23 protein-coding genes are annotated in these 26,095 nt (G+C 72.6%); 16 read left to right on the forward strand and 7 right to left on the reverse strand.

The features are described 5' to 3' along the window. Positions 1–89: 89 nt before the first annotated feature. The 3 genes from RBJ77_RS26085 to RBJ77_RS26095 are packed head-to-tail and all read left to right on the forward strand — an operon-like array spanning position 90 to position 2,800. Entirely contained in the window at positions 90–983 is an 894-nt protein-coding gene (locus RBJ77_RS26085) for a metal-dependent hydrolase (protein WP_372347267.1), read from the forward strand. Next, on the forward strand, positions 980–2,050 hold the full coding sequence (locus RBJ77_RS26090; protein WP_372347268.1) for a 2Fe-2S iron-sulfur cluster-binding protein: 1,071 nt from the start codon (positions 980–982) through the stop codon (positions 2,048–2,050). The genes RBJ77_RS26085 and RBJ77_RS26090 overlap by 4 nt, the downstream gene beginning before the upstream one ends. A 36-nt stretch (positions 2,051–2,086) precedes the next feature. Next, on the forward strand, positions 2,087–2,800 hold the full coding sequence (locus tag RBJ77_RS26095; protein WP_372347269.1) for a TetR/AcrR family transcriptional regulator: 714 nt from the start codon (positions 2,087–2,089) through the stop codon (positions 2,798–2,800). On the opposite strand, the gene RBJ77_RS26100 is transcribed toward RBJ77_RS26095, so the two are convergent. Then, entirely contained in the window at positions 2,779–3,123 is a 345-nt protein-coding gene (locus RBJ77_RS26100) for a 5-carboxymethyl-2-hydroxymuconate Delta-isomerase (RefSeq protein ID WP_372347270.1), read from the reverse strand. The genes RBJ77_RS26095 and RBJ77_RS26100 overlap by 22 nt on opposite strands. 56 nt (positions 3,124–3,179) lie before the next feature. Between RBJ77_RS26100 and RBJ77_RS26105 the strand changes: the two genes are divergently transcribed. Next, positions 3,180–3,692 carry a GNAT family N-acetyltransferase gene (locus RBJ77_RS26105; protein ID WP_372347271.1) on the forward strand — a complete coding sequence of 171 codons (513 nt, stop codon included), beginning with the start codon at positions 3,180–3,182 and terminating at the stop codon, positions 3,690–3,692. 138 nt (positions 3,693–3,830) lie between these two features. On the opposite strand, the gene RBJ77_RS26110 is transcribed toward RBJ77_RS26105, so the two are convergent. Then, positions 3,831–5,456: a SpoIIE family protein phosphatase gene (locus RBJ77_RS26110; protein ID WP_372347272.1), complete on the reverse strand. Its 1,626-nt coding sequence runs from the start codon at positions 5,454–5,456 to the stop codon at positions 3,831–3,833. 203 nt (positions 5,457–5,659) lie between these two features. On the opposite strand from RBJ77_RS26110, the gene RBJ77_RS26115 reads away from it, so the two are divergent. Together RBJ77_RS26115 and RBJ77_RS26120 are read left to right on the forward strand one after the other, a co-directional pair. Further along, on the forward strand, positions 5,660–6,694 hold the full coding sequence (locus tag RBJ77_RS26115; RefSeq protein ID WP_372347273.1) for a LacI family DNA-binding transcriptional regulator: 1,035 nt from the start codon (positions 5,660–5,662) through the stop codon (positions 6,692–6,694). A 74-nt stretch (positions 6,695–6,768) separates the two neighbouring features. Continuing rightward, a complete protein-coding gene (locus RBJ77_RS26120; protein WP_372347274.1) occupies positions 6,769–7,608 on the forward strand; it encodes a phosphatase PAP2 family protein in 840 nt (279 codons plus the stop codon). Between the two features lie 234 nt (positions 7,609–7,842). Here RBJ77_RS26120 and RBJ77_RS26125 read toward each other — a convergent pair whose 3' ends face one another. Further along, positions 7,843–9,414: an amidohydrolase gene (locus RBJ77_RS26125; protein WP_372347275.1), complete on the reverse strand. Its 1,572-nt coding sequence runs from the start codon at positions 9,412–9,414 to the stop codon at positions 7,843–7,845. Positions 9,415–9,534: 120 nt separating this feature from the next. Further along, positions 9,535–10,974, reverse strand: a complete 1,440-nt coding sequence (locus RBJ77_RS26130) for an APC family permease (protein ID WP_372347276.1) — start codon at positions 10,972–10,974, stop codon at positions 9,535–9,537. Between the two features lie 123 nt (positions 10,975–11,097). Here RBJ77_RS26130 and RBJ77_RS26135 point away from each other — a divergent pair, with 123 nt between their 5' ends. After that, positions 11,098–11,706 (forward strand): TetR/AcrR family transcriptional regulator, encoded by a 609-nt coding sequence (locus RBJ77_RS26135; protein ID WP_372347277.1) that lies wholly within the window; start codon positions 11,098–11,100, stop codon positions 11,704–11,706. 141 nt (positions 11,707–11,847) lie between these two features. On the opposite strand, the gene RBJ77_RS26140 is transcribed toward RBJ77_RS26135, so the two are convergent. Further along, positions 11,848–14,850, reverse strand: coding sequence for a bifunctional [glutamine synthetase] adenylyltransferase/[glutamine synthetase]-adenylyl-L-tyrosine phosphorylase (locus RBJ77_RS26140; protein ID WP_372347278.1), 3,003 nt, complete (start codon positions 14,848–14,850; stop codon positions 11,848–11,850). A 130-nt stretch (positions 14,851–14,980) separates the two neighbouring features. On the opposite strand from RBJ77_RS26140, the gene RBJ77_RS26145 reads away from it, so the two are divergent. The 6 genes from RBJ77_RS26145 to RBJ77_RS26170 all read left to right on the forward strand — a co-directional run bounded on the left by RBJ77_RS26145 (position 14,981) and on the right by RBJ77_RS26170 (position 19,721). Then, positions 14,981–15,535 carry a pyridoxamine 5'-phosphate oxidase family protein gene (locus tag RBJ77_RS26145; RefSeq protein ID WP_372347279.1) on the forward strand — a complete coding sequence of 185 codons (555 nt, stop codon included), beginning with the start codon at positions 14,981–14,983 and terminating at the stop codon, positions 15,533–15,535. Positions 15,536–15,567: 32 nt separating this feature from the next. Beyond that, positions 15,568–16,002 carry a VOC family protein gene (locus RBJ77_RS26150; RefSeq protein ID WP_372347280.1) on the forward strand — a complete coding sequence of 145 codons (435 nt, stop codon included), beginning with the start codon at positions 15,568–15,570 and terminating at the stop codon, positions 16,000–16,002. A gap of 119 nt (positions 16,003–16,121) precedes the next feature. Further along, positions 16,122–17,015: an alkaline phosphatase family protein gene (locus RBJ77_RS26155; RefSeq protein ID WP_372347281.1), complete on the forward strand. Its 894-nt coding sequence runs from the start codon at positions 16,122–16,124 to the stop codon at positions 17,013–17,015. 1 nt (position 17,016) lies between these two features. Continuing rightward, positions 17,017–18,279 carry an MFS transporter gene (locus RBJ77_RS26160; protein WP_372347282.1) on the forward strand — a complete coding sequence of 421 codons (1,263 nt, stop codon included), beginning with the start codon at positions 17,017–17,019 and terminating at the stop codon, positions 18,277–18,279. Continuing rightward, a complete protein-coding gene (locus RBJ77_RS26165) occupies positions 18,276–19,301 on the forward strand; it encodes a TolB family protein (protein WP_372347283.1) in 1,026 nt (341 codons plus the stop codon). Before RBJ77_RS26160 ends, RBJ77_RS26165 begins: the two co-directional genes overlap by 4 nt. A gap of 3 nt (positions 19,302–19,304) precedes the next feature. Then, complete coding sequence (locus RBJ77_RS26170; protein WP_372347284.1) at positions 19,305–19,721, forward strand: VOC family protein; 417 nt, start codon at positions 19,305–19,307, stop codon at positions 19,719–19,721. 88 nt (positions 19,722–19,809) lie between these two features. Here the strand turns inward: RBJ77_RS26170 and RBJ77_RS26175 are convergent, their stop codons facing one another. Continuing rightward, positions 19,810–21,171, reverse strand: coding sequence for a glutamine synthetase family protein (locus RBJ77_RS26175; RefSeq protein ID WP_255968977.1), 1,362 nt, complete (start codon positions 21,169–21,171; stop codon positions 19,810–19,812). 304 nt (positions 21,172–21,475) lie between these two features. Between RBJ77_RS26175 and RBJ77_RS26180 the strand changes: the two genes are divergently transcribed. From RBJ77_RS26180 to RBJ77_RS26190, 3 genes are all read left to right on the forward strand, one after another. Beyond that, positions 21,476–22,156, forward strand: coding sequence for a DUF3105 domain-containing protein (locus RBJ77_RS26180; RefSeq protein ID WP_372347285.1), 681 nt, complete (start codon positions 21,476–21,478; stop codon positions 22,154–22,156). Beyond that, positions 22,153–22,779, forward strand: coding sequence for a DUF305 domain-containing protein (locus RBJ77_RS26185; protein WP_372347286.1), 627 nt, complete (start codon positions 22,153–22,155; stop codon positions 22,777–22,779). The genes RBJ77_RS26180 and RBJ77_RS26185 overlap by 4 nt, the downstream gene beginning before the upstream one ends. 200 nt (positions 22,780–22,979) lie before the next feature. Then, positions 22,980–24,875 carry a protease pro-enzyme activation domain-containing protein gene (locus RBJ77_RS26190; RefSeq protein WP_372347413.1) on the forward strand — a complete coding sequence of 632 codons (1,896 nt, stop codon included), beginning with the start codon at positions 22,980–22,982 and terminating at the stop codon, positions 24,873–24,875. Between the two features lie 198 nt (positions 24,876–25,073). Here RBJ77_RS26190 and RBJ77_RS26195 read toward each other — a convergent pair whose 3' ends face one another. Then, a complete protein-coding gene (locus tag RBJ77_RS26195; protein ID WP_372347414.1) occupies positions 25,074–26,045 on the reverse strand; it encodes a hydroxyacid dehydrogenase in 972 nt (323 codons plus the stop codon). Positions 26,046–26,095 lie beyond the last annotated feature (50 nt).

The raw sequence follows: 26,095 nt of genomic DNA on the forward strand, positions 1-26,095 counted from the left end.
CACCGCGCCGGACCGCTGCTGACGATCACGTAAAGAAAGTCGCGTCCGAGGGGTGTACCCCTCGGCCTACCCGTCAGTACATTGACGCCATGTCTAATACGCGCGTCACGCTGAAGGCACGCCAGGTGTCCTTCGCCTGGGACAAGACCCCTCTGCACTGGCTCCCCGACGACCCGTTCGCCACGCACACCATCAACGTGCTGCACCTGCTGCTCCCGGCGGGCGAACGCTGGTTCGTGCACGTGTACAAGCAGGTCCTGCCCCACATCCGGGACGACCGGCTGCGCGAGGACGTCATCGGGTTCATCGGCCAGGAGGCCATGCACTCGCAAGCGCACGACGAGGTGCTGCCCCACCTCAAGGAGCAGGGTCTCGACCCGACGCCGTACACGGCCCAGGTGGACTGGTTCTTCGAGAAGCTGCTCGGCGACCGGACGCTGCCGCCGGGGAAGGCCCGCGAGTGGTGGCTGATGGAGCGGGTCGCGCTCATCGCGGCCATCGAGCACTACACGGCGTTCCTCGGCGACTGGGTCCTGAACGCGGACGAGCTGGACCGCCGCGGCGCCGACCCGACCATGCTGGACCTGCTGCGCTGGCACGGCGCCGAGGAGGTCGAGCACCGCTCGGTCGCCTTCGAGCTGTTCCAGCACGTCGACGGCAGCTACCGGCGCCGGGTACGCACCTGGGCCACCGCGTTCACCGCCCTCGTCTTCCTGTGGCAGCGTGGCGCGCGCTTCTTCATGGAGAACGATCCGACGCTGCTGGACGGCAAGGCCTCCTTCAAGGACTTCTACCGGGGCGGCAAGCGGGGCGTGCTGCCGTCGACCGGGGCGATGGTGCGGTCCATCCCCCGCTATCTGAGCCGGAGTTACCACCCCGAGCAGGAGGGCGACACGGAGCAGGCCGTCGCCTACCTCGCCTCGTCGCCCGCCGCGTCGGCCGCCGAGGCCCGCGAGAGCGCCCGCCGGGGAGTCGCCCGATGAAGCCCCGTACCCTGCGCAGGGCCGTCGTCGTCGCCGGTGCCGCGCTCGTCGTGCGCCGTGCGCTGCGCCGCCGCGTGCAGGTCTCCCCGCTGTGGCCGCTGCCCGCCCTGGAGGAGCCGGTCTCGGGGCGGCCGCGGGCCCGCGCCCTGAAGCTGCTCGTCGCCGGGCACGAGCGGATAGCCGACGAGGTCGTCCAACTCCGCCTGGAGGGGCATCAGTTGCCTGCCTGGCAGCCGGGCGCCCACCTCGATCTCGTGCTGCCCTCAGGGCTGGTGCGGCAGTACTCGCTGTGCGGGGACCCCGAGGACTCCTCGTCGTACACCGTCGCCACCCGGCTCGTCCCGGCCGACGAGGGCGGGCGCGGCGGCTCGCGCGAGGTGCACGAGCAGTTGGCCGAGGGCGCGGAGGTGGAGGTGCGCGGGCCGCGCAACCGCTTCCCGCTGGACCCGGCCGCGCCCGCCTACCTGTTCGTCGCGGGCGGCATCGGGATCACCCCGGTCCTGCCGATGCTGCGGGCGGCCGAGGCGCGCGGCGCCGACTGGAAGCTGCTGTACGGGGGCCGGACGCGGGCCTCGATGCCGTTCCTGGAGGACGTGCGGAAGCTGGCCGGCGACCGGGTCACCGTCGTCGCCGAGGACGAGGACGGGCGGCCCGACCTGGGCGCGGCGCTCGCGGACACGGCGCCCGGCACGGCCGTGTACTGCTGTGGGCCCGAGGGGCTGATGGCGGCCGTGGAGGAGGCGCTGCCCGAGGGGCGGACGCTGCACCTCGAACGGTTCGCGCCACGCGGCACGGCCGACGGCGACCGCCCGATCGAGGTCGAACTGCGGCGCAGCGGCAAGGTCGTTCCCGTGCCGGCCGGCACCACGGTGCTCGCGGCGGTCCGTGCGGAGCTGCCCAGCGTGATGTACTCGTGCGAGCAGGGCTTCTGCGGAACCTGCCAACAGCGGGTCCTGGAAGGGGAGATCGACCATCGCGACGAGCTCCTCACCGAGGCGGAGCGGGCCGACACGATGCTGATCTGCGTGTCGCGGGCCCGCGGTGAGCGGCTGACCCTCGATCTCTAGGCGGGCGGGCTCGATCCGCTCGGTAGAGTGTTCGGTATGACTACCGGGGTGCGGCGCAGAATGGGAGTCGAGGAGCGGCGGCGGCAGTTGATCGGGGTCGCCCTCGAACTGTTCAGTCACCGCTCCCCCGACGAGGTCTCCATCGACGAGATAGCGGCCGCCGCGGGCATTTCGCGGCCGCTCGTCTACCACTACTTCCCGGGCAAGCTGAGCCTGTACGAGGCCGCGCTGAAGCGGGCCGCCGAGGATCTGGCGGAGCGGTTCAGGGAGCCGCAGGACGGGCCGCTCGGGGCGCGCCTGCTGCGGGTGATGGGCCGGTTCTTCGACTTCGTGGACGAGCACGGGCCGGGTTTCTCGGCGCTGATGCGCGGTGGCCCGGCGGTCGGCTCCTCGACGACGAACGCACTCATCGACTCGGTGCGGCAGGCGGCGTACCTCCAGATCCTCGCGCACCTGCGGGTCGCCACGCCGTCCCCACGCCTGGACCTGGTGGTGCGCTCCTGGGTGTCGCTCGCCGAGTCGACGGCGCTGATCTGGCTGGACGGCCGGCGCATCCCGCGCGAGGAGCTCCAGCTCCAGCTCGTCCACGACTTCGCGGCGCTGGCCGCGGTCAGCGCCGCGTACGACGAGGAGATGGCGGCACTGCTGCGCCGCATCCTGGCGGACGAGCCGGCCGACGGCCCCTTCGCCGACCTGGTCGGCCGGCTGGTCGCGCTCGCGCCGTCCGGTCAGCCGATGGCGGACCTGTAGGCGGGCTCCAGGTCCCGTACCTCCGCGGAGAAGTGGACGCCCTCCGGGGCCTTGACGTGGGCGGGCAGCAGTCCGAGCACGGCGTCCGCGAGGGCGGCCTTGGCCTCCTCGGTGCGGCCGGCCAGCAGGGCGACCTCCACGTGCAGGACCGGGGCGTCCGCGTCGCCGACGACGGTCTCCTCCGCCCGGCGGAAGCGCGTCTTGCAGGCCGGGATCCGCGCGGCCACCGTGTCGACGGCGGCCTGGTGGACGGCGCCGGCCAGCCCGGCCCGGTCGAGCCGGTCGTCGAGGCCCGCGGAGTAGTCGACGGTGATCTGAGGCATGGGAGCTCCGGAAGGTGCGTACGGACGTGTCGACGATCACCTTTACGGTGATCGGCATGACGGCACAACTCACGTTCCGCAGAGCGGACACGGACGACCTGGACATCCTCGTCGCGCTGTACGACGGCGCGGCCCGCTGGATGCTGGCCAACGGCATCGACCAGTGGAAGCCCGGCGAGAAGAGCGCGGAGCACTTCCTGCTGCGGATGAAGGAGGGCGAGGTGTGGCTCGCGGAGAGTGCCGACGGCACGGCAGCGGGCGGCTACGAGCTGTGGTGGGACGACGAGCCCGCGTGGGGCGCCCAGCCGCCCGTCGCCGGTTACGTGCACCGTCTGATGGTGCGCCGCGGCGTTGCGGCCGGCACGGGCGCCGCGCTCCTCGCCCACGCGGAACACCGGATCGCCGAGGCGGGCCGCCCGCTGTGCCGCCTCGACTGCGCCTCCTCGAACCCCAGGCTGCGCACCTACTACGAGCGCCGCGGCTACACCGCGGTCGGCGAGCAGCCCTTCAAGTCCGGTGCGGGAGGCAGTAGTTACGGCGTCACGCTTATGGAGAGGCGGGTGGGCTGACCGCCCGTCCGGCCGGGGGTCCGGGGGTCGTCCCCCGGGAGATGCGGCGGGGTGACGCTCATGGAGAAGCGGGTGGGCTGACCGCCCGTCCGGCCGGGGGTCCGGGGGTCGCCCCCGGGAGATGCAGCGGGGTGACGCTCAGGGCGAGACGCCTGGGCTGAGGCGGAGGGCGAGCAGGGCTATGTCGTCCGCCCGGTCTCGGCCGAAGCAGCTGAGGAGCGTGTCGCAGAGGTCGTCCGGGGCCGGGGGTGCGGCGGTCGCGGCCCGGCGGAGCTGCTCCATCGAGACGGCGAGGTCGGTGCCGCGCGTCTCGATCAGGCCGTCCGTGACCATGAGGAGCCGCTCGCCGGGCCCGATCCGCGCCTCGCTCGGGCCGGGGTGCGGCAGGCCGAGGCCGAGCAGCGGCCCGGACGCGGACGCGTAGTGGGCGGGGCCGCCCGGGGGCACGAGGAGCGGCGGGATGTGGCCCGCGTTCGCGATGGACGTGCGGCCGGTGTCGGGGTCGACGAGGGCCAGGCACAGGGTGGCCGTGCACTCCGGGTGGTAGTGCTGGAGCATCCGGTCGAGCCGGGTCACGAGCCGGGCGGGGCACGGGTCCTCGATGCTGTAGGCGCGCAGCGCGTGCCGGATCTCGACCATGACGGTGGCCGCGTCGAGGGAGTGCCCGACCACGTCCCCGATGCCGACGAGCATTCCGGCGGGGGTGGGCAGCGCGGCGTAGAAGTCACCCCCTATCTCGGTCTGCTGGGAGGCGGGTTCGTAGCGGAAGACGACCTCGATCCCCGGGGCCACGGGCAACTGGCTGGGCAGGAAGCTGCGTTGCAGGGTGAGGGCGACGTGGCGCTCCTGCTCGTACATGAGGAGCGGCTCGGCGGCGAGCGCGGTGGCGCGGGCGAGCTGGGTGACGAGCGGGGAGATCCGGCCCGCCAGGTCCGGGTAGGCGGGGGTGGCCAGGCACACGGGCAGCCGGCCGTCCCGGTTGCAGGCGAGCACGAGGCGCACGTCGCCGGACCCGAAGTACGCCTCGGGCCACAGCGGTCCGGGCACCACGGTGGTGCGCACCCCGCCGCCCTCGCACATCAGGCGGCGGACCAGCGCGACGGCGCGGTCCCGGTCCTCGGTGCCGGGCACGCCGAGGCGGCGGGCGCGCCGGGACTCGCCGGTGTACATCGCGCCCTCCTCGCCGTGGACGAACACGGCGGCGCTCTGCTCGGTGAGCCGGGCGGTCACCTCGGCGGCGACGGCGGCGAGTTCGGTGAGGCAGCGGGCGCCCTGCACCTCGACGACCGCCTCGGACAGCAGGGCGAGCCGGCCGAACTGGGCCTGCGCGTGGACGAGTTCGCGGGCGCCGCGCAGCGCGGCCCGCACCACGGCCCGGATCTCCTCCGGCTCGGCGGGGACCGTCAGATACGCCTCGCCGCCCGCGTCGAGCGCCCGGCAGCGGTCGCCCGAGCCCGACGGCGTGGCCGAGAAGTGGACGACGGGGATGCCGGAGAGCGAGGGCAACGCCTTGACGCGGCGGCACAGTTCGTACCCGTTCAGGTCGGGCAGCCCCACGTCGACGAGTGCCACGTCGGGCAGTGCTCCGGCCCGCAGCCGCAGGTCGAGCTCGACGAGGGCCTCCCCGGCGGAGGCGACGGGGACGACGACGTGTCCCGCGCGGGCCAGGACGGCGCCCAGCGCATAGCGGCTCGTGGCGGTGTCGTCGACCACCAGGACCGTACTGCCGTCTGCGGTCCGGGATGCTTCAGTGGTGCCGTTCACGGGGCAGCCCCTCGGGGCAGATCCGGGTGCGGGCCCCCTCGGCCCGCCGCACCAAGCTACCGCCGGAACCGGGTGGTGCGACGCCTGATCGGGCACGTTCACCGATCCGGGTGGCCGCCCCCAACCCGGCCCACCCGCAGGGCACTTCCTCCCCGGCGGGCGACGGTGGGAAATACGCCGGGTGACCGGTAAGGTCCCGTCCCGTGACCGCACGCCTTGCCGACATAGCAGCACAAGCGGGGGTGAGCGAGGCGACTGTCAGCCGCGTGCTCAACGGCAAGCCCGGCGTCGCCGCCGCCACCCGCCAGTCCGTGCTCGCCGCGCTCGACGTGCTCGGCTACGAGCGTCCCGTCCGGCTGAACCGGCGCAGCGAGGGCCTGGTCGGCCTGATCACGCCGGAGCTGGAGAACCCGATATTCCCCGCGCTCGCGCAGGTCGTGGTGCAGGCCCTGACCAGGCAGGGCTACACGCCGGTGCTGGCCACGCAGACGCCGGGCGGCTCCACCGAGGACGAGTTGACCGAGATGCTGGTCGACCGGGGCGTGAGCGGCATCATCTACGTGTCCGGGCTGCACGCCGACACCACGGCCGACACCGGCCGTTACGAGCGGCTGCGCGGCCAGGGCGTCCCGTTCGTGCTCGTCGACGGTTTCTCGCCGTCGATAGCGGCGCCGTTCATCTCGCCGGACGACCGGGCCGCGGCCCGGCTCGCGGTGACGCATCTGGTGTCGCTGGGGCACACCCGGATAGGGCTCGCGCTGGGGCCGGTCCGGTTCGTGCCCGTACAGCGGAAGATCGAGGGTTTCCTGCGCACGATGAAGGAGCTGGTCGGCCCGGGGGCGGCTGAGGCCGGGCACGACCTCGTCCAGCACTCCCTCTACACCTTGGAGGGTGGCCAGGCGGCGGCGTCCGCGCTGCTCGACCGGGGCTGCACGGCGGTGATCTGCGCGAGCGACATGATGGCACTGGGTGCCGTGCGGGCGGTGCGGGAGCGCGGCCTGGACGTGCCGTCGGACGTGTCGGTGGTCGGCTTCGACGACTCGCCGCTGATCGCGTTCACCGATCCGCCGCTGACCACGGTCCGCAAGCCGGTGCACGCGATGGGGCAGGCGGCCGTCAACACGCTGCTGGAGGAGATGGGGGGCACGCCCGCTCCACAGAGTGAATTCGTGTTCATGCCCGAGCTGGTGGTGCGGGGTTCCACGGCCTCGTCCCCTGGGGTGCGGCCTCGTCCGTAGGGCGTAGAGGATGCGGCTCGAACCCGCCCGAGGGATGATCGGACGGAGGCCGAAATCTGGCAGACTCTGTGCCTATGGGTGAAACGACCGTGACGACACTGGAAGGCCGACAGGGGCCCACCACCTCACCCATCGCGGAGAACCGTGTCGGGCGCCGCTTCCGTGCGCCGCGACGTCCCCGGCTCTGGTTCGAGATCCTGTTGATCGCGGTGAGTTACTGGACGTACTCCCTGATCCGCAACGCGGTCCCGGAACAGAAGGCACAGGCGCTCAGCAACGCGGACTGGATCTGGCGGCTGGAGCACCATCTCGGGATCGCCGTCGAACAGAGCGTCAACCATGCCGTGAACTCGGTGACTTGGCTCATCGTCGGCATGAACTACTACTACGCGACCCTGCACTTCGTGATCACGCTCGGCGTGCTGGTGTGGCTGTTCCGCTGCCATCCGGGCCGCTACGCGGCGACCCGCCTGGTGCTGTTCGCGACGACGGCGGTCGCGCTCGTCGGCTACTACTTCTACCCGCTGGCCCCACCGCGCCTGATGACCGGCGGCCACTTCGTCGACACCGTCGCCGTCCACCAGACGTGGGGCTCGATGGCCTCGGGCAACCTGAAGAACATGTCGAACCAGTACGCGGCGATGCCGTCGATGCACATCGGCTGGTCGCTGTGGTGCGGACTGACGATCTTCGCGCTCGCGTCGGTGCCGTGGGTGCGGGTGCTCGGCCTGCTGTACCCGGCGGCGACCCTGGTGGTCATCGTGGCGACGGCGAACCACTTCTGGCTGGACGCGGTGGGCGGCATGGTCTGCCTGGCGTTCGGCTTCGCGGTGGCCCGGTTCTGGTACGGGGCGCTGCCGTACGCGCTGCCGCGTCTGGTGGCACCGCCGCCGATGGTGTCCGTGAAGGCCTAGGGCCTGTCTCCCAGATCCCTCCGTCCGCCCGAAGGGCGGGCCCCGCGGCGTCTGGTGCGTGCTCTCGGCGTGCCGGGCTCAAGGCCTCGTACTGGATGTACTTGGCCTTGCGCCCGGTGCGGCGAGAGCACGCACCAGACGCCGCGGGGCAGGAGGGATCTGGGAGACAGGCCCTAGGTCCGCGGTCCGCACGCACGGAAGGGGCGGCGCCGGTGGCGCCGCCCCTTCCGTGCGTCACCGGTCGCCGCGGTGCGTGACGCGTCCGTCGACCGTCGTGAGCAGGACCGGTGCCTCGGCCAGCTCGCCCGCCGGGGCGGTCACCGGGTCGAGGCCGAGCACGGTGAGGTCGGCGCGCAGGCCGGTCGCGATCCGGCCGCCCCGCTCCCCCGCGGCGAGCGCGGCGTGCGAGGTGACGCCCTCCAGTGCTTCGAGCCCGGTCAGGCCCTGCCCGGGGCCCGCGGCGCCCGCCGGCACCCGGGCCGTCGCGAGGACCCGCCGTACGTCGTAGTGGGCGATCGGCCAGTCCGAGCCGAGGGCGAGCACGGCGCCCGCGTCCCGCAGGTCCCGGGTGCGCCAGGCGCGGGCGGCCCGCTCGTCGCCGAGCCGCCGGGACCACTCGTCACTGCGGTCGCCCTTCGTGTACGCGGTGTGCGGCGGCTGCATGGACGCGGCGACGCCGAGCGCGGCGAACCGCGGGAGCGTGTCGTCGGGGACGGTCTCGATGTGCTCGATGCGGTGCGCGCCGCGGCCGGTCGGGCCGAGCGCCTCGACGGTGTCGAGGGCGTGCCGGACGGCCGCGTCGCCGATGGCGTGCGTCGCGGTGCGCACCCCGGCGGCGTGGAGGTGACGCACGGCCGCGCTGTACGCCGCCGGGTCGGGCCAGAACGCGTCGGTGCCCTGGCCGTGGCAGTCGGCGTGCTCCAGCCAGGCCGTGCCGCCCTCGACCGTGCCGTCCATGAAGAACTTGACGCCGCCGACCCGCCAGGCCCGCCCGTGGCGTCGTTGCAGCGCGATCAGTTCGTCGAGCCCCGCGCGGTCGACGCCCGGCATGCACCAGGGGGCGATGGTCAGGCGCAGCGGGAGGCCGGTGTCCTCCTCGACGGCGGCGAGCAGGTCGAGGTCGGCGCCGTCCATGACGTGGGCGGTGGTGAGGCCGGTGGCGGCCATGGCGCCGAGCAGGTCGACGAGGCCCGCGCGCCTGGCCTCGTAGGACAGGCGCGGTACGACGCGGTCGACCAGGTCCATGGCGGCGTGCTCGACCAGGTGGCCGGTGGGCTGTCCGGCGGCGTCGCAGACGATCTCGGAGCGCTGGGCGAACTCCCGCGGCCCGGTGATCCCCGCCGCGCTCAGGGCGGCGCCGCTGACCAGGGCGGAGTGGCCGTCGTAGAGGCGCAGGAAGGCGGGGGCGCCGTCGAGCACGTCCTCGACGAGGTCGCGGTGGACGGGGCGGCCGCCGAACGCGTTGTGGTCGAGACCCCAGCCGACGACCCAGCCGTCGATGCGGTCGGCCATGCGCAGCGCCGCGCGCAGGTCGTCCAGGTCCTGTACGCCGGTGAGGTCGGCACCGGATGCCATCTGGAGGCCCCAGACGGGGTGGCTGTGGGCGTCGGTGAGGCCGGGCGTCACGGTGGCTCCGCGGAGGTCGAGCCGTTCCGTGGCGGGGCCCTGCCAGTCCCTGACCAGGGTGTCGGTGTCGCCCACCGCTGCGATGCGGCCGTCCTTCACGGCCAGGGCGGTGGCCTCCGGCGTGAGCGGGTCCATGGTGCGGATGCGGGTGTCGGTGAGGAGGAGGTCGGCGGATGGCATGTGGGCGTCTCCGTTGGGGCTGGTGCGTCTGCCGGGTTGCTGATGTGTCGGCGGGTGCGGGTCTGTTGTGGCTGGTCGCGCTCACGCGGCGGAGCCGCACATCGATACGGCCCCGCGGCCCTAGTGTCCGAACCGTTCGTAGGTCGTCGGGCGGGTGCGCTTGAGTCGCCACGCCAGTGCCAGGCCGATGACGAAGACCGCGGGGGCCACTGCCATCAGGGCGCCGTTGACCAGCGGGGGCGCCGCCGTGAACAGGTCGATGTGGGTGGCCACCAGGGTGATCGCGACCGCCAGGAGGAGGGTCGCGGCCACGGGGGCCACCACCGTGCGCCACACGCCCTCCTGGTGCGTGACGCGGCGGAAGAAGAACGGGACCGCGAGGGCGGCGAGGAGCTGGAGGGCCATCAGGCCCAGCATTCCAGGGGTGTTGACCCAGAGCAGGAGCTGGTCGTACGGGTCCGCGCCGGCCGCCCAGAAGCCGAGCACGACGACCGCGCCGAGGACGGTCTGCGCGGCCCCGGCGACGTACGGGGAGCGGTGCTTGGGGTGGATGCGGGCGATGGCGCGGGGCAGCACGCCCTCGTCGGCGAGGGCGAGGCCGTAGCGGTTGATGGCGTTGTGGAAGGCGAGGAGGGAGGCGATGACGCTGGTGACGATGAGGACGTGCATCAGGTCGGCCGCCCAGCCGCCGACGTAGGTGGTGATCGCGGTGAAGAAGAGGCCTCCCGGGTCGCTGCCCGCCGCCTTCACGACGGCCGCGTCGCCGAAGGACTGGATGGCGATCCACACGGTGAAGGCGTAGAAGAGGCCGAGGAAGCCGACCGCGATGTACGTGGCGCGCGGCACCGTGCGGTCCGGGTCGCGGGCCTCGCGGCGGTAGATGACGGTCGACTCGAAGCCGGTGAACGCGGCGAACGCGAAGGCGAGGACGGCGGCGGTGCCGGGGACCAGGACGTTGCCGGGCGCGAAGGACGCGGCGGACAGGCCGTGGGCGCCGCCGTCGAGCAGTACTCCGGCGGCGAGCAGGACGAGGATGCCGGTCTCCGCGACGAGCAGCACGCCGAGGAGCTTCGCGCCGAAGTCTATGGAGCGGAAACCGCCGTACCAGATGAGCAGCAGCCCGGCGAGGGAGACCGGGAGCCAGGGGACGTCGGTGCCGAAGAGGGCGTGCACGGTGTCCTGGGTGGCGGAGCCGAGGAGGCCGTAGACGCCGATCTCCATGCCGTTGTAGCCGACCATGGCGAGCAGGGCGGCGCCGATCCCCGCGGGGCGGCCGAGGCCCTGGGTGATGTACGCGTAGAAGGCGCCGCCGCCCTTCACGTGGCGGCTCATGGCGGTGAAGCCGACGGCGAAGACGGCGAGGGTGAGGCCGGCCAGGAGGTAGCCGGCGGGGGCGCCGATGCCGCCGAGGGCGATGGCGATGGGGGCGACGCCCGCCATGACGGTGAGCGGGGCGGCGGCGGAGACGACGAAGAAGGCGATGTCGGCGGTGCCGAGGGTGCCGGTGCGCAGGCCTGGTGGCGTGCTCGGCGGGGCTGACTGCGGGGAGGTCACGGACATGCGGAGGGGAGCCCTTCTGGCCGCGGCGACGTAAACCTAAAGGCTTTCGGTTTCGGCAATGTAACCTCCTGTTCGGGCTCACGGGAAGACCCGTTTTTCGAACGTGACGGAGGAACGCAGCGGATGGGACGGCCGAGCAAGCCACTCCTCGACCGGGCGCGCATCGCGACGACGGCGCTGGAACTCGTCGACGAGCAGGGCGACTTCAGCGTCCCGCAGATCGCCAGGCGGCTGGGTGTGCAGACGGGTTCGGTGTACCACCACGTGGACGGCCGGGACGGGATCGTGGAGCTGCTGCGGGAGCGGGTCGCCGCCGCGATCGACCCGGCACCGCTCACCTCGGGGCTGCCGTGGGACGAGGCGATGGCGGCGTGGGCGCGTTCCTACCGTGCGGCGTTCGCCGCGCACCCGAGGGCGATCCCGCTCCTGACGACGAACCCGGTGCGGGCGCCGCGCGTGCTCGCGCAGTACGAGCTGGCGGTGGCGCTGCTCCTGGATTCAGGGTTCGCGCTGGCCGACGTGATGCCGGTGATCATCGGGCTGGAGAACGTGGTGCTCGGTTCGGCGCTCGACATGGCGGCGCCCGAGGCGATGTGGGAACTGTCCGACGAGACACCCACCCCGCTCCTTGAGCGGGCCCTGGCCGCGGTGGCGGAGGGCCGGACGAACGCGGCCTTCGACCTGGCCCTGACGGCGTTCATCACCCACTGCCACACCTTGCGGAGGACCTGAGAGAAAGGTTCCGCCACCAGGGGCGCGGGGCACTGCGCGAGAAGCCCCGCACACCCGCACCCGCACCCGCACCCGCACCCGCACCCGCCGAGCAAGGACCCGGCAGACGCCCCCGCGCGATCCCGCCCGGCCGCCGGAGGCCTACGCCCCGTAGAAGCGCTCCTCCATCACGGCCCGGGCCCGCCGGGTGATCCGCCGGTAGTCGTCGAGCATGTCCCCGACGTGCCCCGGCCCGTACCCCAAGTACCGCCCGACCGCGCCGAGTTCCCGCCCGTCGGAGGGGAACGTGTCCCCCGCCCGGCCGCGCACCAGCATCACGGCGTTGCGCACCCGCGTGGCCAGCACCCACGCCTCGTCGAGGATCGCGGCGTCCTCGACGGGGATCAGCTCCGCCGCGCACGCCGCGGCCAGCGCCTCCCGGGTCCGGGTGGTGCGCAGGCCCGGCTCCGCCCAGCCGTGCTGGAGCTGGAGCAGCTGCACCGTCCACTCGACGTCGGAGAGGCCGCCGCGGCCGAGCTTGGTGTGCAGGGTGGGGTCGGCGCCGCGGGGCAGCCGCTCGGACTCCATCCGGGCCTTGAGCCGCCGGATCTCCCGGATCGCGTCGTCGCCGAGGCCCTCGGCCGGGTAGCGCAGCGGGTCGACCAGGTCGATGAACGCCCGGCCCAGCTCCTCGTCGCCCGCGACGGGCTGGGCGCGCAGCAGGGCCTGCGACTCCCAGACCAGGGACCAGCGGCGGTAGTACGCCTCGTAGGACTTGAGGGTGCGCACGAGCGGCCCCGACTTGCCCTCGGGGCGCAGGTCCGCGTCGATCAGGAGCGGCGGGTCGGCGCTCGGCAGGGCGAGCAGCCGGCGCATCTCGGCGACGACCTTGTTCGCCGCCTGGGCGGCGTCGTGGTCGCTGACGCCCTCGCGGGGCTCGTGCACGAACAGGACGTCGGCGTCGGAGCCGTAGCCCAGTTCGTGGCCGCCGAAGCGGCCCATGGCGATCACCGCGAAGCGGGTGGGCAGGGTGTCGCCCCAGCCGTCGCGGACGACGGCGCGCAGCGTCGCGGCGAGGGTGGCGGCCGTCAGGTCGGACACCGCGCCGCCGACCCGGTCCACCAGTGCGCCCTGGTCGGCGACGGCGGGGGTGTCCTCGGTGCCGTACGAGGCGATGATGTCGGCCGCGCAGGTGCGGAACAGTTCGCGGCGGCGCACCGCGCGGGCCGCCACCACGGCCTGTTCGCCGCCGTCGGCGCGGCCCACCGCGGCCATCACCTCCTGCTCCAGCGGGGTGTGCCCGCGCTGTTCGAGGCCCCGCTCGTCGCCGAGCAGCGCGACCGCCTCGGGCGCGCGCATGAGGAGGTCGGGGGCGAGGCGGCCCGCGGACAGCACCCGGGCCAGGTTCTCCGCGGCCGCGCCCTCGTCGCGCAGCAGCCGCAGGTACCAGGGGGTCTTGCCGAGTGCGTCGGACACCTTGCGGAAGTTGAGCAGGCCCGCGTCGGGGTCCGCCGAGTCGGCGAACCAGCCGAGCAGCACGGGGAGCAGGGTCCGCTGGATGGCGGCCTTGCGGCTGACGCCGGAGGCGAGGGCCTCCAGGTGCCGCAGGGCGGCGCTGGGGTCCGCGTAGCCGAGGGCGACGAGCCGCTCGCGGGCCGCCTCGGTGCTCAACCGGGTCTCGCCGGGGGCGAGTTGGGCGACGGAGTCGAGCAGCGGGCGGTAGAAGAGCTTCTCGTGCAGCCGGCGCACCACGGAGGTGTGGCGCTTCCAGGCGCGGCTGAGGTCGGTGAGGGGTTCGGTGCGCATGCCCATCGAGCGGCCGATGCGGCGCAGGTCCGCGTCGTCCTCGGGCACGAGGTGCGTGCGCCGCAGCCGGTAGAGCTGGATGCGGTGTTCGAGGGTGCGCAGGAAGCGGTAGGCGTCGTCGAGCTGGACGGCGTCGACCCGGCCGACGTAGCCGCCGTCGGCGAGTGCGGCGAGGGCGTCGAGGGTGGTGCCGCTGCGCAGCGAGGCGTCGGCCCTGCCGTGCACCAACTGCAGTAGCTGGACGGCGAATTCGACGTCGCGCAGCCCGCCGGGGCCGAGCTTCAGTTCGCGGTCGACCTCGCCCGCCGGGATGTTCTCGACGACGCGCTTGCGCATCTTCTGCACGTCGGGCACGAAGTTGTCGCGCTCGGCGGCCTGCCAGACGAGCGGCGAGACGGCCGCGAGGTACGCCTCGCCGAGGTCGGGGTCGCCGGCCACCGGGCGGGCCTTGAGCAGGGCCTGGAACTCCCAGGTCTTGGCCCAGCGCTGGTAGTAGGCGAGGTGAGAGGAGAGGGTGCGGACGAGGGGGCCGTTGCGGCCCTCGGGGCGCAGGTTCGCGTCGACCGGCCAGATGGTGCCCTCGACGGTCGTCTCGGAGCAGATCCGCATCATGTGCGAGGCGAGCCGGGTCGCGGCCTGCACCGCCTTGCCCTCGTCGGCGCCGTCGGCCGCGTCGCCGACGAAGATGACGTCGACGTCGGACACGTAGTTCAGCTCGTGGCCGCCGCACTTGCCCATCGCGATCACGGCGAGCCGGCAGAGGGCGGCGTCGCCGGGCGCGGCGGTGCGCGCGATGGCCAGCGCCGCGCGCAGCGTCGCCGTCGCCAGGTCGGCCAGCTCGGCGGCGGTCTCGGTGATGACGGTGGTGCCGCAGACGTCGCGGGCGGCGATGGAGAGCAGACAGCGCCGGTAGGCGACGCGCAGCGAGTCGGGGTCGGTGGCGTCGGCGAGCCCGCGCTCGAACTCCTCGACGCCCGGGTGCAGATCGCTGGGCTCGTACGTGACGAGCGCCTGCCAGTCGGCGGGGTGCCGGGCCAGGTGGTCGGCGAGGGCCTCGGAGGCGCCGAGCACGCCGAGCAGCCGGTCGCGCAGCGGCTTCGCCGTGATGAGGGTGTCGAGCAGCTCCCGGCGGCCCGCGTCGCCCGCCACCCGCTCCTGCGCCTCGACGAGCCGGACCAGGCCGAGCAGGGCCAGATCGGGGTCGGCGGTGGCGCCGAGCGCGTCCAGGAGCAGCGGGTCGGAGCGCACGCTGGACAGCGCTTCGCTGTCGAGGAGCCGCTCCGCGCCGGACGGATCGGTGAATCCGTGCCGCAACAGACGGGTGAAGGTACTGCTCCGTCGCCCTCGCGGCACCGACATCCCGGCCTCCTGTTCGATCACACGCTGGCATGAGCCTACTGCGGTCCCGGCGGGACCGATGAGTTGTGACGGCGTGCGGAGTCGTTCTGATGAGGAGAGGATTCACAGGGCCGGAAGAAGGACCGTCGCCATGTCGCAGGATTCCCCGCACAGCTCCCCGCAGAGCCCCCCGCGCAGTTCACCGCACAGCACCTCGCTGGACGCCCGCTACAGCTCGCCGGGCGCCGCCCCCGTCCCCTGGCCGGTGGCCGAGCGGCAGCTGGCCGCCGCCGAGCTGTTCTGGATCTCGACCGTACGGCCGGACGGCCGCCCGCACGTGACGCCGCTGCTCGGGGTCTGGCTGGACGGGGCGCTCCACTTCACGACGGGCGAGCGGGAGCGCAAGGCGCTCAACCTCGCGGCGAACCCGCACGTTGCCCTCACCACCGGCAGCGACGCGTGGGCCGCCGGTTTCGACGTGGTCGTGGAGGGCGAGGCGGTGCGGGTCACCGCGGCCGACCGGTTGGGCGCCCTCGCCAAGGCGTGGGAGGGGAAGTACGGTCCGGCATGGCACTTCGAGGTCCGTGCCGACGGTGCGTTCCAGGGGCAGCAGGGCGCCTCCCTGGTCTTCGCGGTCGCGCCGCGCACGGTCTTCGGTTTCGGCAAGGGCGAACAGTTCACGCAGACCCGCTGGCGGTTCCAGTGACGCCTCCAGTGACGCCTACGAAAGGACAGGCCATGGAGTGGACCCTCGAAGTGATCGTCGTCCCCGTCTCCGACGTGGACCGGGCCAAGGAGTTCTACGCGGACAAGGTGGGCTTCAAGGTCGACCTGGACAGCCAGGTCGCGCCCGGCGTGCGCATCGTGCAGATCACGCCGCCCGGCTCCCGCTGCTCCATCGCGCTGACCGAGGGCCTGCCGGGCGCGCCGGGCCAGGACGCGATGGCGCCCGGCTCGCTCACCGGGCTCCAGGTGTGCGTCACGGACATCGCGGCCGCCCGGGAGGAGCTGGTGGGGCGCGGTGTGGAGGTGAGCCCGGTGCAGCACGCGGGGCCCGAGGGCTGGACGGAGGGGCCCGGCGGCGAGGCGTGGAACTCCTTCATGTTCTTCACGGACCCGGACGGCAACGGCTGGACGGTGCAGGAGGCGCCGTCTCCGCTGTCCGAGCGGTAAGCGTTCACCCACGCTTCATCCGGCGGAACCGGACGACGTGACTCAGGGGATTCTTGGCGTGTGCATGCTCTGGCCGCACCGCCAAGATCCCCGCTCCTCCCCTTCTTCGGAGGTCTCACGTGTCCGGCAGAACATTCCTCGGGCGTGCCCGTGGCAAGGTGCTCGCCTCTGCGCTCGCGCTGGCGGCGGCCGCCACCGGCAGCTGGCTCGCCCTCACCGGCTCCACCCCGGCGCACGCCGCGTCGACGGTCCCCACCCCCGACCACACGGTCGTCGTGGTCTTCGAGAACCACGCGTACAGCCAGGTCATCGGCTCCTCCAGCGCCCCGTACATCAACAGCCTGAAGACGGGCGGCGCCAACCTCACCGCCTCGTACGCCGAGACCCACCCCAGCCAGCCCAACTACTTCGCCCTGTTCTCCGGCTCCACGCAGGGCGTCACGGACGACAGCTGCTACACGCCCGGCTTCTCCTCCGCCCCGAACCTGGCGTCGGAGCTGATCGCCGCGGGCAAGACGTGGGGCAGCTACAACGAGGGCCTGCCGAGCCAGGGTTCGACGACCTGCTCGTCCGGTGACTACGCCCGCAAGCACAACCCGTGGTTCGGCTTCAGCAACGTGCCGACGTCGTCCGCCAAGACCTTCGCGCAGTTCCCCTCGGACTACTCGACGCTGCCCCAGGTCTCCTTCGTGGTCCCCGACCTGTGCAGCGACATGCACGACTGCTCGGTCAAGACGGGCGACACCTGGCTCAAGGACAACCTGGGCGCGTACGCGACCTGGGCGAAGGCCCACAACAGCCTCCTCGTCGTCACCTTCGACGAGGACAACCGGCTCAGCGGCAACAAGATCCCCACGGTCTTCTACGGGCAGCAGGTCACGCCCGGGGCCACCTCCTCGACGACCTACAACCACTACGACCTCCTGCGCACCCTGGAGGACATGCACGGCCTGACCTCGCACGCGGGCAACGCGGCGTCGGCCAAGGACATCACCGGCATCTGGACGTCGTGACATGTACGTAGCGGACAGCCGCGCCACACCGTCGGCGCCGACGTCCGCGGAGCCCGCCGCCCGGCCCCGTGCCGGGCGGCGGCGCGCCGTGGGCCCCACCGTGTTCGCGCTCGGCACGGTCAGTCTGATCACCGACGTCTCGTCCGAGATGGTGACCGCCGTCCTGCCCCTGTACCTGGTGGCGGGCCTCGGCCTCAGCCCGCTCGGCTTCGGCCTCCTGGACGGCGTCTACAACGGCTTCTCGGCGCTGGTCCGGCTGGTCGGCGGCCGGTTCGCGGACAGCGGCGGCGGCCGCCACAAGACGGTCGCCGTGCTCGGCTACGGCCTGTCGGCGCTGTGCAAGCCGCTGCTCCTGGTCGCGGGTTCGCTGCCGCTGATCGGCGCGGTCCTCGCCGCCGACCGCACCGGCAAGGGGCTGCGCACGGCGCCGCGCGACGCGCTGATCTCGCTGTCGAGCGAACCGGCCGCGCGGGGGCGGGCGTTCGGGGTGCACCGGGCGATGGACACCGCGGGCGCGCTCCTCGGGCCGCTGGTGGCGTTCCTGATCCTGCGGTGGACCGTGGACGGGTACGACGCGGTGTTCACGGTGAGCTTCTGCGTGGCGGTGCTCGGCGTGCTGGTCCTGGTGCTGTTCGTGCCGTCGTCGCGGGCCGCCGCGCCGGCCGCCGCCGCGCCCCGGCCGGCCGCGAAACTGGCCCTGCGCCCCCTGCTCCGGCCGACCGTCTGCGCCACCCTCCTCGGCCTGGCCACCGTCAGCGACGCCTTCGTCTATCTCCTCCTGCAACGCCAACTCGGCGTTCCCGAGCGCTGGTTCGCGCTCCTCCCGCTGGGCACGGCCGCCGCGTTCCTGACGCTGGCCGCACCGCTGGGCCGGCTGTCCGACCGGGTCGGCGCCTGGCGGGTCTTCCTCGGCGGCCACGTCGCCCTGCTCGCGGTCTACGGACTGCTCCTCACCCACGCGCACAGCCCCGTGCTGCCCTACGCGGTGCTGCTCCTGCACGGCACGTTCTACGCGGCGACCGACGGCGTCCTGATGGCGGCGGCCTCCGCCGGCCTGCCCCAGGCGCGGCGCTCGTCCGGCCTCGCCGTGATCCAGACGGGCCAGGCGCTCGCCCGGTTCGGCTGCTCCCTCGGGTTCGGTGCGGCCTGGACGGCGTGGGGCGACCGCACCGCGCTCGGTGTCGCCGCTGTCCTGCTCGCCGGATGCGCCGTCGTGGCGTACGTGCTCCGGCCCACCACCCCTCGTACGGAAGCGGGCACATGACCATCCGCGGCAAGCTCACGATCCTCCTCGCGGCGGTGCTCGCGCTGGCGGCGGTGGCGACCGCCGCGGTGCTGCACGCGTCGGCCCGCGCCGACCGCAGGGACCGGGCCCGCCCCGGCGGGCCCGCCATCACCGCCGGCCAGTTCCGGCTCACCTCGGAGACCCGGGAGCTGGTGTTCCGCAACATGGCCTGGGGCCCGCACCGCGACGAGCTCACCACCACGCGCGCGGCGCACCCCTCCGGCCCGCGCACGGCGACCGCGACCGGCCTCAAGTGCCTGCGCTTCCACGCCCGTTCGGGCACGGGCATCTGCCTCCAGGCGGTCCACGGCGCGCTGTCCGACACCTACCGGGCCACCGTCCTCGACTCCGCGCTCCACGAGAAGGAGCACTACGCCGTCCCCGGCATCCCGTCCCGCGCCCGGGTGTCGCCGAGCGGGCGGTACGCGGCGTGGACGGCGTTCGTCGGCGGCGACAGCTACGCGGGCACGAACTTCTCGACGCGGGCCGCGATCCTCGACACGGCGACCGGCGTCCTCACCCCGTCCCTGGAGGCGTACGCGATCGTCAAGGACGGACACCGCTACCGCGCGCCCGACGTCAACTTCTGGGGCGTCACCTTCGCCGCGGACGACCGCCACTTCTACGCGACGCTCGCCACGCACGGGAAGACGTACCTGGTCCGCGGCGATCTGCGCACCCGCACGGTCACCACGCTCCACACGAACGTCGAGTGCCCTTCGCTCTCCCCCGACGGCACCCGGATCGCGTACAAGAAGCGTGTCCCGGGCCTGCCCGCGGACGCTCCTTGGCGTCTGTACGTACTGGACCTGGCCACCCTGCACGAGACGCCGCTGGCCGAGACCCGCAGCGTCGACGATCAGGCGGAGTGGAGCGACGACCGGCACGTGACGTACGCGCTTCCGGGCGACTACGGCGCCGACCTGTACACGGTCGCCGCCGACGGCACCGGATCCGCGCGCGAAATCCTGACGGCGGCGGTGTCCCCCGCCTACCTTTGACCGATGGACATGACCCTGGAAGTGATCCCGCTCCCCGTCTCGGACATCGACCGGTCCAAGGCCTTCTACGTGGACCAGGTCGGCTTCCGCTGCGACGTCGACCGCGAGGTGATGCCGGGCTCCCGGATCGTCCAGCTCACCCCGCCCGGCTCCGGCTGCTCGATCGTCCTCGCCGAAGGCGTCCCGATCCCGACGGGCACCCCGGCCCCCGGCACGTACCACGGCCTCCAGCTCGTCGTCAGCGACATCAAGGCGGCCCGCGACGAACTCACGGCCCGCGGCCTGGAGGTCTCGGAGCCGGTCTCCTTCGGCCCGGACGACGGCGGCACGTTCATGCACTTCAAGGACCCGGACGGCAACGGCTGGGCGATCCAGGAGTACCGCAAGCGCGCGACGGTGCCGTTGCGCGACGCGCTGTAGCCCCGGCAGGGGCGCCCTCAGCCACGACGAAAGCCGCGGACGCGTCTGCTCATCGACGAGCAGACGCGTCCGCGGCTTTCTTGCGCGACTACAGCACCGGCAGGTTCTTCCGCAGCTCGAACGCGGTCACCTCGCTGCGGTACTCCTCCCACTCCTGCTTCTTGTTGCGGAGGAAGAAGTCGTAGACGTGCTCGCCCAGCGTCTCGGCGACCAGTTCCGAGCGCTCCATCAGGGCGATCGCCTCGCCGAGGTTCTGCGGGAGCGGTTCGATGCCCATCGCGCGGCGCTCCGCGTCGGAGAGGGCCCACACGTCGTCGTCGGCGCCCGGCGGGAGTTCGTAGCCCTCCTCGATGCCCTTGAGGCCGGCGGCGAGCAGGACCGCGTACGTGAGGTACGGGTTGGCGCCCGAGTCGATCGAGCGGACCTCGACGCGGGCCGAGCCCGTCTTGCCGGGCTTGTACATCGGCACGCGGATGAGGGCCGAGCGGTTGTTGTGGCCCCAGCAGATGTAGGAGGGGGCCTCGCCGCCGGCGCCGGCGGTGCGCTCGGAGCCGCCCCAGATGCGCTTGTAGGAGTTGACCCACTGGTTGGTGACCGCGGAGATCTCGGCGGCGTGCTTCAGCAGGCCCGCGATGAAGGAGCGGCCGACCTTGGAGAGCTGGTACTCGGAGCCCGACTCGTAGAAGGCGTTCCGGTCGCCCTCGAAGAGCGAGAGGTGCGTGTGCATGCCGGAGCCGGGGTGCTCGGAGAACGGCTTCGGCATGAAGGTGGCCTGCACGCCCTGCTCCAGCGCGACCTGCTTCATGACCAGGCGGAACGTCATGATGTTGTCCGCCGTGGAGAGCGCGTCCGCGTACCGCAGGTCGATCTCCTGCTGGCCCGGCGCACCCTCGTGGTGGCTGAACTCGACCGAGATGCCCATCGATTCGAGCATCGTGATCGCCTGGCGGCGGAAGTCCATCCCCACGTTCTGCGGGGTGTGGTCGAAGTAGCCCGAGTTGTCGGCGGGCGTCGGGCGCGATCCGTCGAGCGGCTTGTCCTTGAGGAGGAAGAACTCGATCTCGGGGTGGGTGTAGAAGGTGAAGCCGAGGTCGGAGGTCTTGGCGAGCGCGCGCTTGAGGACGTAGCGCGGGTCCGCGAAGGACGGGGAGCCGTCGGGCATCAGGATGTCGCAGAACATCCGGGCCGTGCCGGGAGCCTCGGCGCGCCACGGCAGGACCTGGAAGGTGGCCGGGTCCGGCTTGGCGATCATGTCCGACTCGTAGACCCGGGCGAAGCCCTCGATGGCGGAGCCGTCGAAGCCGATTCCCTCGTCGAAGGCCTGTTCCAGCTCGGCCGGGGCCACGGCGACCGACTTGAGGAAGCCGAGCACGTCCGTGAACCACAGGCGAACGAACCGGATGTCGCGCTCCTCCAGAGTCCGGAGCACGAATTCCTGCTGCTTGTCCATCTTCCGCTTCCACCCATCCTTGCTGGTCAGGCCGCCTGCTCCCACGCTGCGGGACGTCGATCAGGGGACGTCGAAGGGCCTGCTCACATCCCACCACACGCCCGTTTCGTGCGCGTTGCCGACCATGATCATCCTTGATCGGCCGGTGTTGTGTTCATAGTGCCTGTTGAACCCCCCAGGGCCATAGTGCCTGCCGTTCGGTACGCCGACGACAGCGGGCCCGGAGACGTCCTCCCCACCGGCCCTTTTCCCCACTACGATCAGCGGACCCGCCCGTCTCATCCTTTTCACCGAAGGACATTCCATGGGTTCCGCCAAGAACACGTCCAGCGCATCCTCCGCGTCCCGCAGGGACCGCATAGAGGAGATGCGCCGAGCCGAGCGCTCCCGCGAGCGCCGGGGCCGGATCGCCGTCGTCGCGGTGAGCACCGTCGTCGTGGCCGCTCTGATAGGAGTCGGTGCGTGGGCCGTGACCAAGGGCGACGACTCCGGCTCCGACCAGGCGGACTCGAAGGCCGCGGCCGGCTCGGGGAAGTTCGACTACGACAAGGCGGGCGTGGGCACGTGGAGCGGCAAGCTCACCCGTAACCACGTGGCCAAGAAGGTCGCCTACCCGATGACGCCCCCGGTGGGCGGCGACCACAACCAGGTGTGGATGAACTGCAACGGCGACGTCTACGAGAAGGCGCTCGCGAACGAGAACGCGGTGCACTCCCTGGAGCACGGGGCCGTCTGGGTGACGTACACCGACAAGGCGAGCGCGGCCGACGTGAAGGCCCTGCAGACCAAGGTCAAGGCGACGCCGTACTCGCTGATGAGCCCGGTGCAGGACCAGAAGGACCCGATCATGCTCAGCGCGTGGGGGCACCAGCGGACGGTGAAGAGCGCCTCGGACCCGGCCGTCGCCTCGTTCTTCTCGACGTTCGTGCAGGGCAAGCAGACCCCTGAGCCGGGCGCCGCCTGTACCGGCGGTCTCGCGCAGTGAGGCGTCGTACGGGGTGGCTGGCGTCGGCCGCGGCGGCGGTGCTCGTCGCGGGCGGCGCCGTCACGTACGCCGTCGCCGACGGGGACGGCGGGCCGAACGACCTGAAGGTGCCGGCGGCCGAGTCGGCGGACGCCGGGTTCGCGCGCGACATGGCCGTGCACCACCAGCAGGCCGTGGAGATGTCGTACATCGTGCGCGACCGGACGAAGGACGAGGACGTGCGCCGCCTCGCCTACGACATCGCGCAGACCCAGGCCAACCAGCGGGGCATGCTGCTCGGCTGGCTCGATCTGTGGGAACTGCCGAAGGTGTCCGAGAAGCCGCCCATGGCCTGGATGGGCATGGCCGACATGCCCGCGGGCGAGGACGGCGCGCTGATGCCGGGAATGGCGACCAACACCGAGCTGGAGCAGCTCCGTTCGGACAGCGGCAGGCGGGCCGAGGTGCGGTTCCTGCGGCTGATGATCGCGCACCACAAGGGCGGCGTACACATGGCCGAGGGGTGCGTGAAGCGGTGCGAGGTGGGGGCCGAACGGCGGCTCGCGCGCGGCATGGTGGCCTCGCAGCAGTCCGAGATCGACCTGATGACGGGGATGCTGAAGGAGCGTGGCGCCACCCCGTGACCCGATGAACCCGGCCCAAATCGGTCCATCCTGACCGGACTTGAACCATACTTGAACTGGCTTGATCCGACTTGACGTCTTCTTGATCGACCCATTCCCCTCACGTGAACGCTTCCTGACGAGAGTGGGCCCCCTGCGTGTGCATCACGCATGCATCTCACCCAGGGGGTTCCACCTTGAGATCCACGAGATCCATCCGCATCGCGGCGACGCTGCCGCTCATCGCCGGCGCCCTGGCGCTCGTCTCCCCGGTCGCCCAGGCCGACACCGGTGGCCGCGACACCCTCTCCGGCACCAGGCCGCTGTGGGCCACCGGCTCCGCCGACCAGGGCTCCACCGCGAACGGCAACCAGGTCAACGCCCGTGTGTACCTGGCCGGCCGGGACGCCAAGGGCCTCGCCGCCTACGCGAAGGCCGTGTCCGACCCGTCCTCCGCCTCGTACGGCAAGTACCTGAGCGCGGACCAGGCGCAGGCCCGCTTCGGCGCCACGAAGCAGCAGATGGCCGATGTGTCGGCGTGGCTGAAGTCCGCGGGCCTGACCGTGACCGGCAGCACCGCGCACTACATATCCGTGTCGGGCGACGTGAGCGCCGCCGAGAAGGCGTTCGGCACCCAGCTGCACAACTACGCCAAGGGCACGCACACCTACCGCGCCCCGTCCGCCGCCGCGTCCGTACCGGCCTCGCTCGACGGCGCCGTGCTCACCGTCACGGGCCTGGACAGCGCCCCGCACACGGTCGACCACCAGGACCAACTGCCGCCGCCGGACGCCGTGTTCCGCAACGCCGGGCCGTTCTCCTCGTACTACGGCTCCAACGTCGCCAAGACCCTCCCGGACGCCAACGGCACGAAGGTCCCGTACGCCGTGAAGGGCTACACGGGCAAGCAGCTGCGCGCCGCCTACGGCGCGGGCAAGGCCACCGGCAAGGGCGTGCGGGTCGCCATCACCGACGCGTACGCCTCGCCGACCATCGCGAAGGACGCGGCGACGTACGCGGCCAAGAACGGTGACGCGCCGTACGCCAAGGGCCAGTTGAAGCAGGTCCTGCCGAAGAACTACACGAAGACCGAGGAGTGCGGCGCGGCCGGCTGGTACGGCGAGGAGACCCTCGACGTCGAGGCCGTGCACGCGGTGGCGCCGCAGGCGGACATCACGTACGTGGGCGCGTCGTCCTGCTACGACGACGACCTGCTGGACTCGCTGAACACGATCGTCGACAAGCACCTCGCCGACATCGTCTCCAACTCGTGGGGCGACATCGAGGCCAACCAGACGCCCGAACTGGCCGCCGCCTACGACCAGGTGTTCCAGCTCGGCGCGGTCGAGGGCATCGGCTTCTACTTCTCCTCCGGCGACAACGGCGACAACGTCGCCTCCACCGGCACGAAGCAGGTCGACACGCCCGCCAACTCGGCGTGGGTGACGGCGGTCGGCGGCACCTCGCTGGCCGTCGGCAAGGGCGACACGTACAAGTGGGAGACCGGCTGGGGCACGCTGAAGGCCAACCTGTCGGCGGACGGCAAGAGCTGGACCGACTTCCCCGGCGCGTACACCTCCGGCGCGGGCGGCGGCACCAGCAAGACCGTCCCGCAGCCCTTCTACCAGAAGGGCGTCGTGCCGGGTGCGCTGGCGAAGGCCAACGGCGGCGTGAACCGCGTCGTCCCGGACATCGCGGCCATCGCCGACCCCAACACCGGTTTCCTGGTGGGCCAGACGCAGACGCTGCCCGACGGGTCGCTCGGCTACGACGAGTACCGCATCGGCGGTACGTCGCTGGCCGCGCCGGTCATCGCCGGTGTGCAGGCGCTGGCGCAGCAGACGCGGGGCGGGCAGCCGCTCGGCTTCGCCAACCCGTCGATCTACGCCCGGTACGGTTCGCCGCTCTACCACGACGTGACGGACCACCCGGTCAAGGGTGAACTCGCCGTGGCACGGGTCGACTTCGCCAACAGCTACGACGCGTCGGAGGGGCTGCTCACCTCCGTGCGCAGCCTCGGTGAGGACGCTTCGCTGAAGGCGGTCCGCGGCTACGACGACGTGACGGGTGTCGGTTCGCCGGCCCCGGGCTACGTGACGTCGTTCCGCCGCCACTGAGGCGTCTGCCGCGTCCTGACCCCTGGCCACCGCGGCTCTCGTGGTGGCTGGTCGCGCAGTTCCCCGCGCCCCTGACGGGGCGCCCCTGAGATGGCGCACGCAGTGCGCATCTCAGGGGCGCGGGGAACTGCGCGAGAAGCCCCACCGGCCCGCACCCGCCGACGAACGGGCACCCGGCAGACGCGCGAGCGCCCCCGCTCACGCCACCCGCGCCATGTCCCCCCGCCCCGTCATCCCCACCAACGGCACCCCACCCACATACCGCTCGACCTCCTCCACCGCATACACCCCGAGCCGCCGCACCTCACTCCCCTGCGCCCCGGCCACATGCGGAGTGACCAGCACGTTCGGCAACGTCAGCAGCGGATGCCCGGCGGGCAGCGGCTCCGGGGACGTGACGTCGAGGTAGGCCGACAACCGCCCGGACCCGCACTCCGCGGCCAGCGCCTCCGCATCGATCAACGACCCCCGCGCCGTGTTGACCACCACCCCGCCGTCCGGCACGAGCCGCAGCATCTCGGCGCTCAGCATCCCGCGCGTCTCCGGCAGTTGAGGCGCGTGCACGGTCACGATCGAGCTGCGCCGGCACAGCTCGGCGAGCCCCACCCGCTCCACCCCGAGCCGCGCGGCCTCCCCCTCGGACACGTACGGATCGCACAGCAGCAGCCGGTACCCCGCGGAGTCGGCCCGCAGCGCCTCGATCACCCGGCGCCCGATCCGTGACGCCCCGATGACGCCGACGACCCGTCCGTCGGCGCCCTCCCGCTCCAGGAACCCGGGCCACGCCGTCGCGTACGCCGCGGCGGCGGGCAGCGCCCCCTTGGCCGCGAAGGTGATCGCGGCGAGGGTGAAGGCGACGACGGGTGCGGCGTTGGCGTCGGCCGCCGACGAGACGAGCAGCCCGCGCTCCCACACGGCATCCGTGACGATCGGCCGGACGGACCCCGCCGCGTGGACCACGGCCTTCAGGTGCGGCGCGGCGTCCAGCACCCGCTCCGTCAGCGGCGGGCAGTCCCACCCGGTGACCAGGACCTCGACCCCGCCGAGCACCTCCGCGGCCGCGCTCCCGTCGAGCTCCCCCGTCAGAGGCGGCGCGGCCAACCGCACGCTGCGGCCCAGCCGTTCCCTCAGGTCGGGCGGGAAGACCCGCTCCACCACCTGGGCACCCATGGCCAGTGCCGCGGTCGGTCGGTGTGCCGTCACTCGTTCCACCCCTCAGA

Origin of the sequence: Streptomyces sp. KL116D (assembly GCF_030766975.1) — a bacterium.
Taxonomy (GTDB): domain Bacteria; phylum Actinomycetota; class Actinomycetes; order Streptomycetales; family Streptomycetaceae; genus Streptomyces; species Streptomyces longispororuber_A.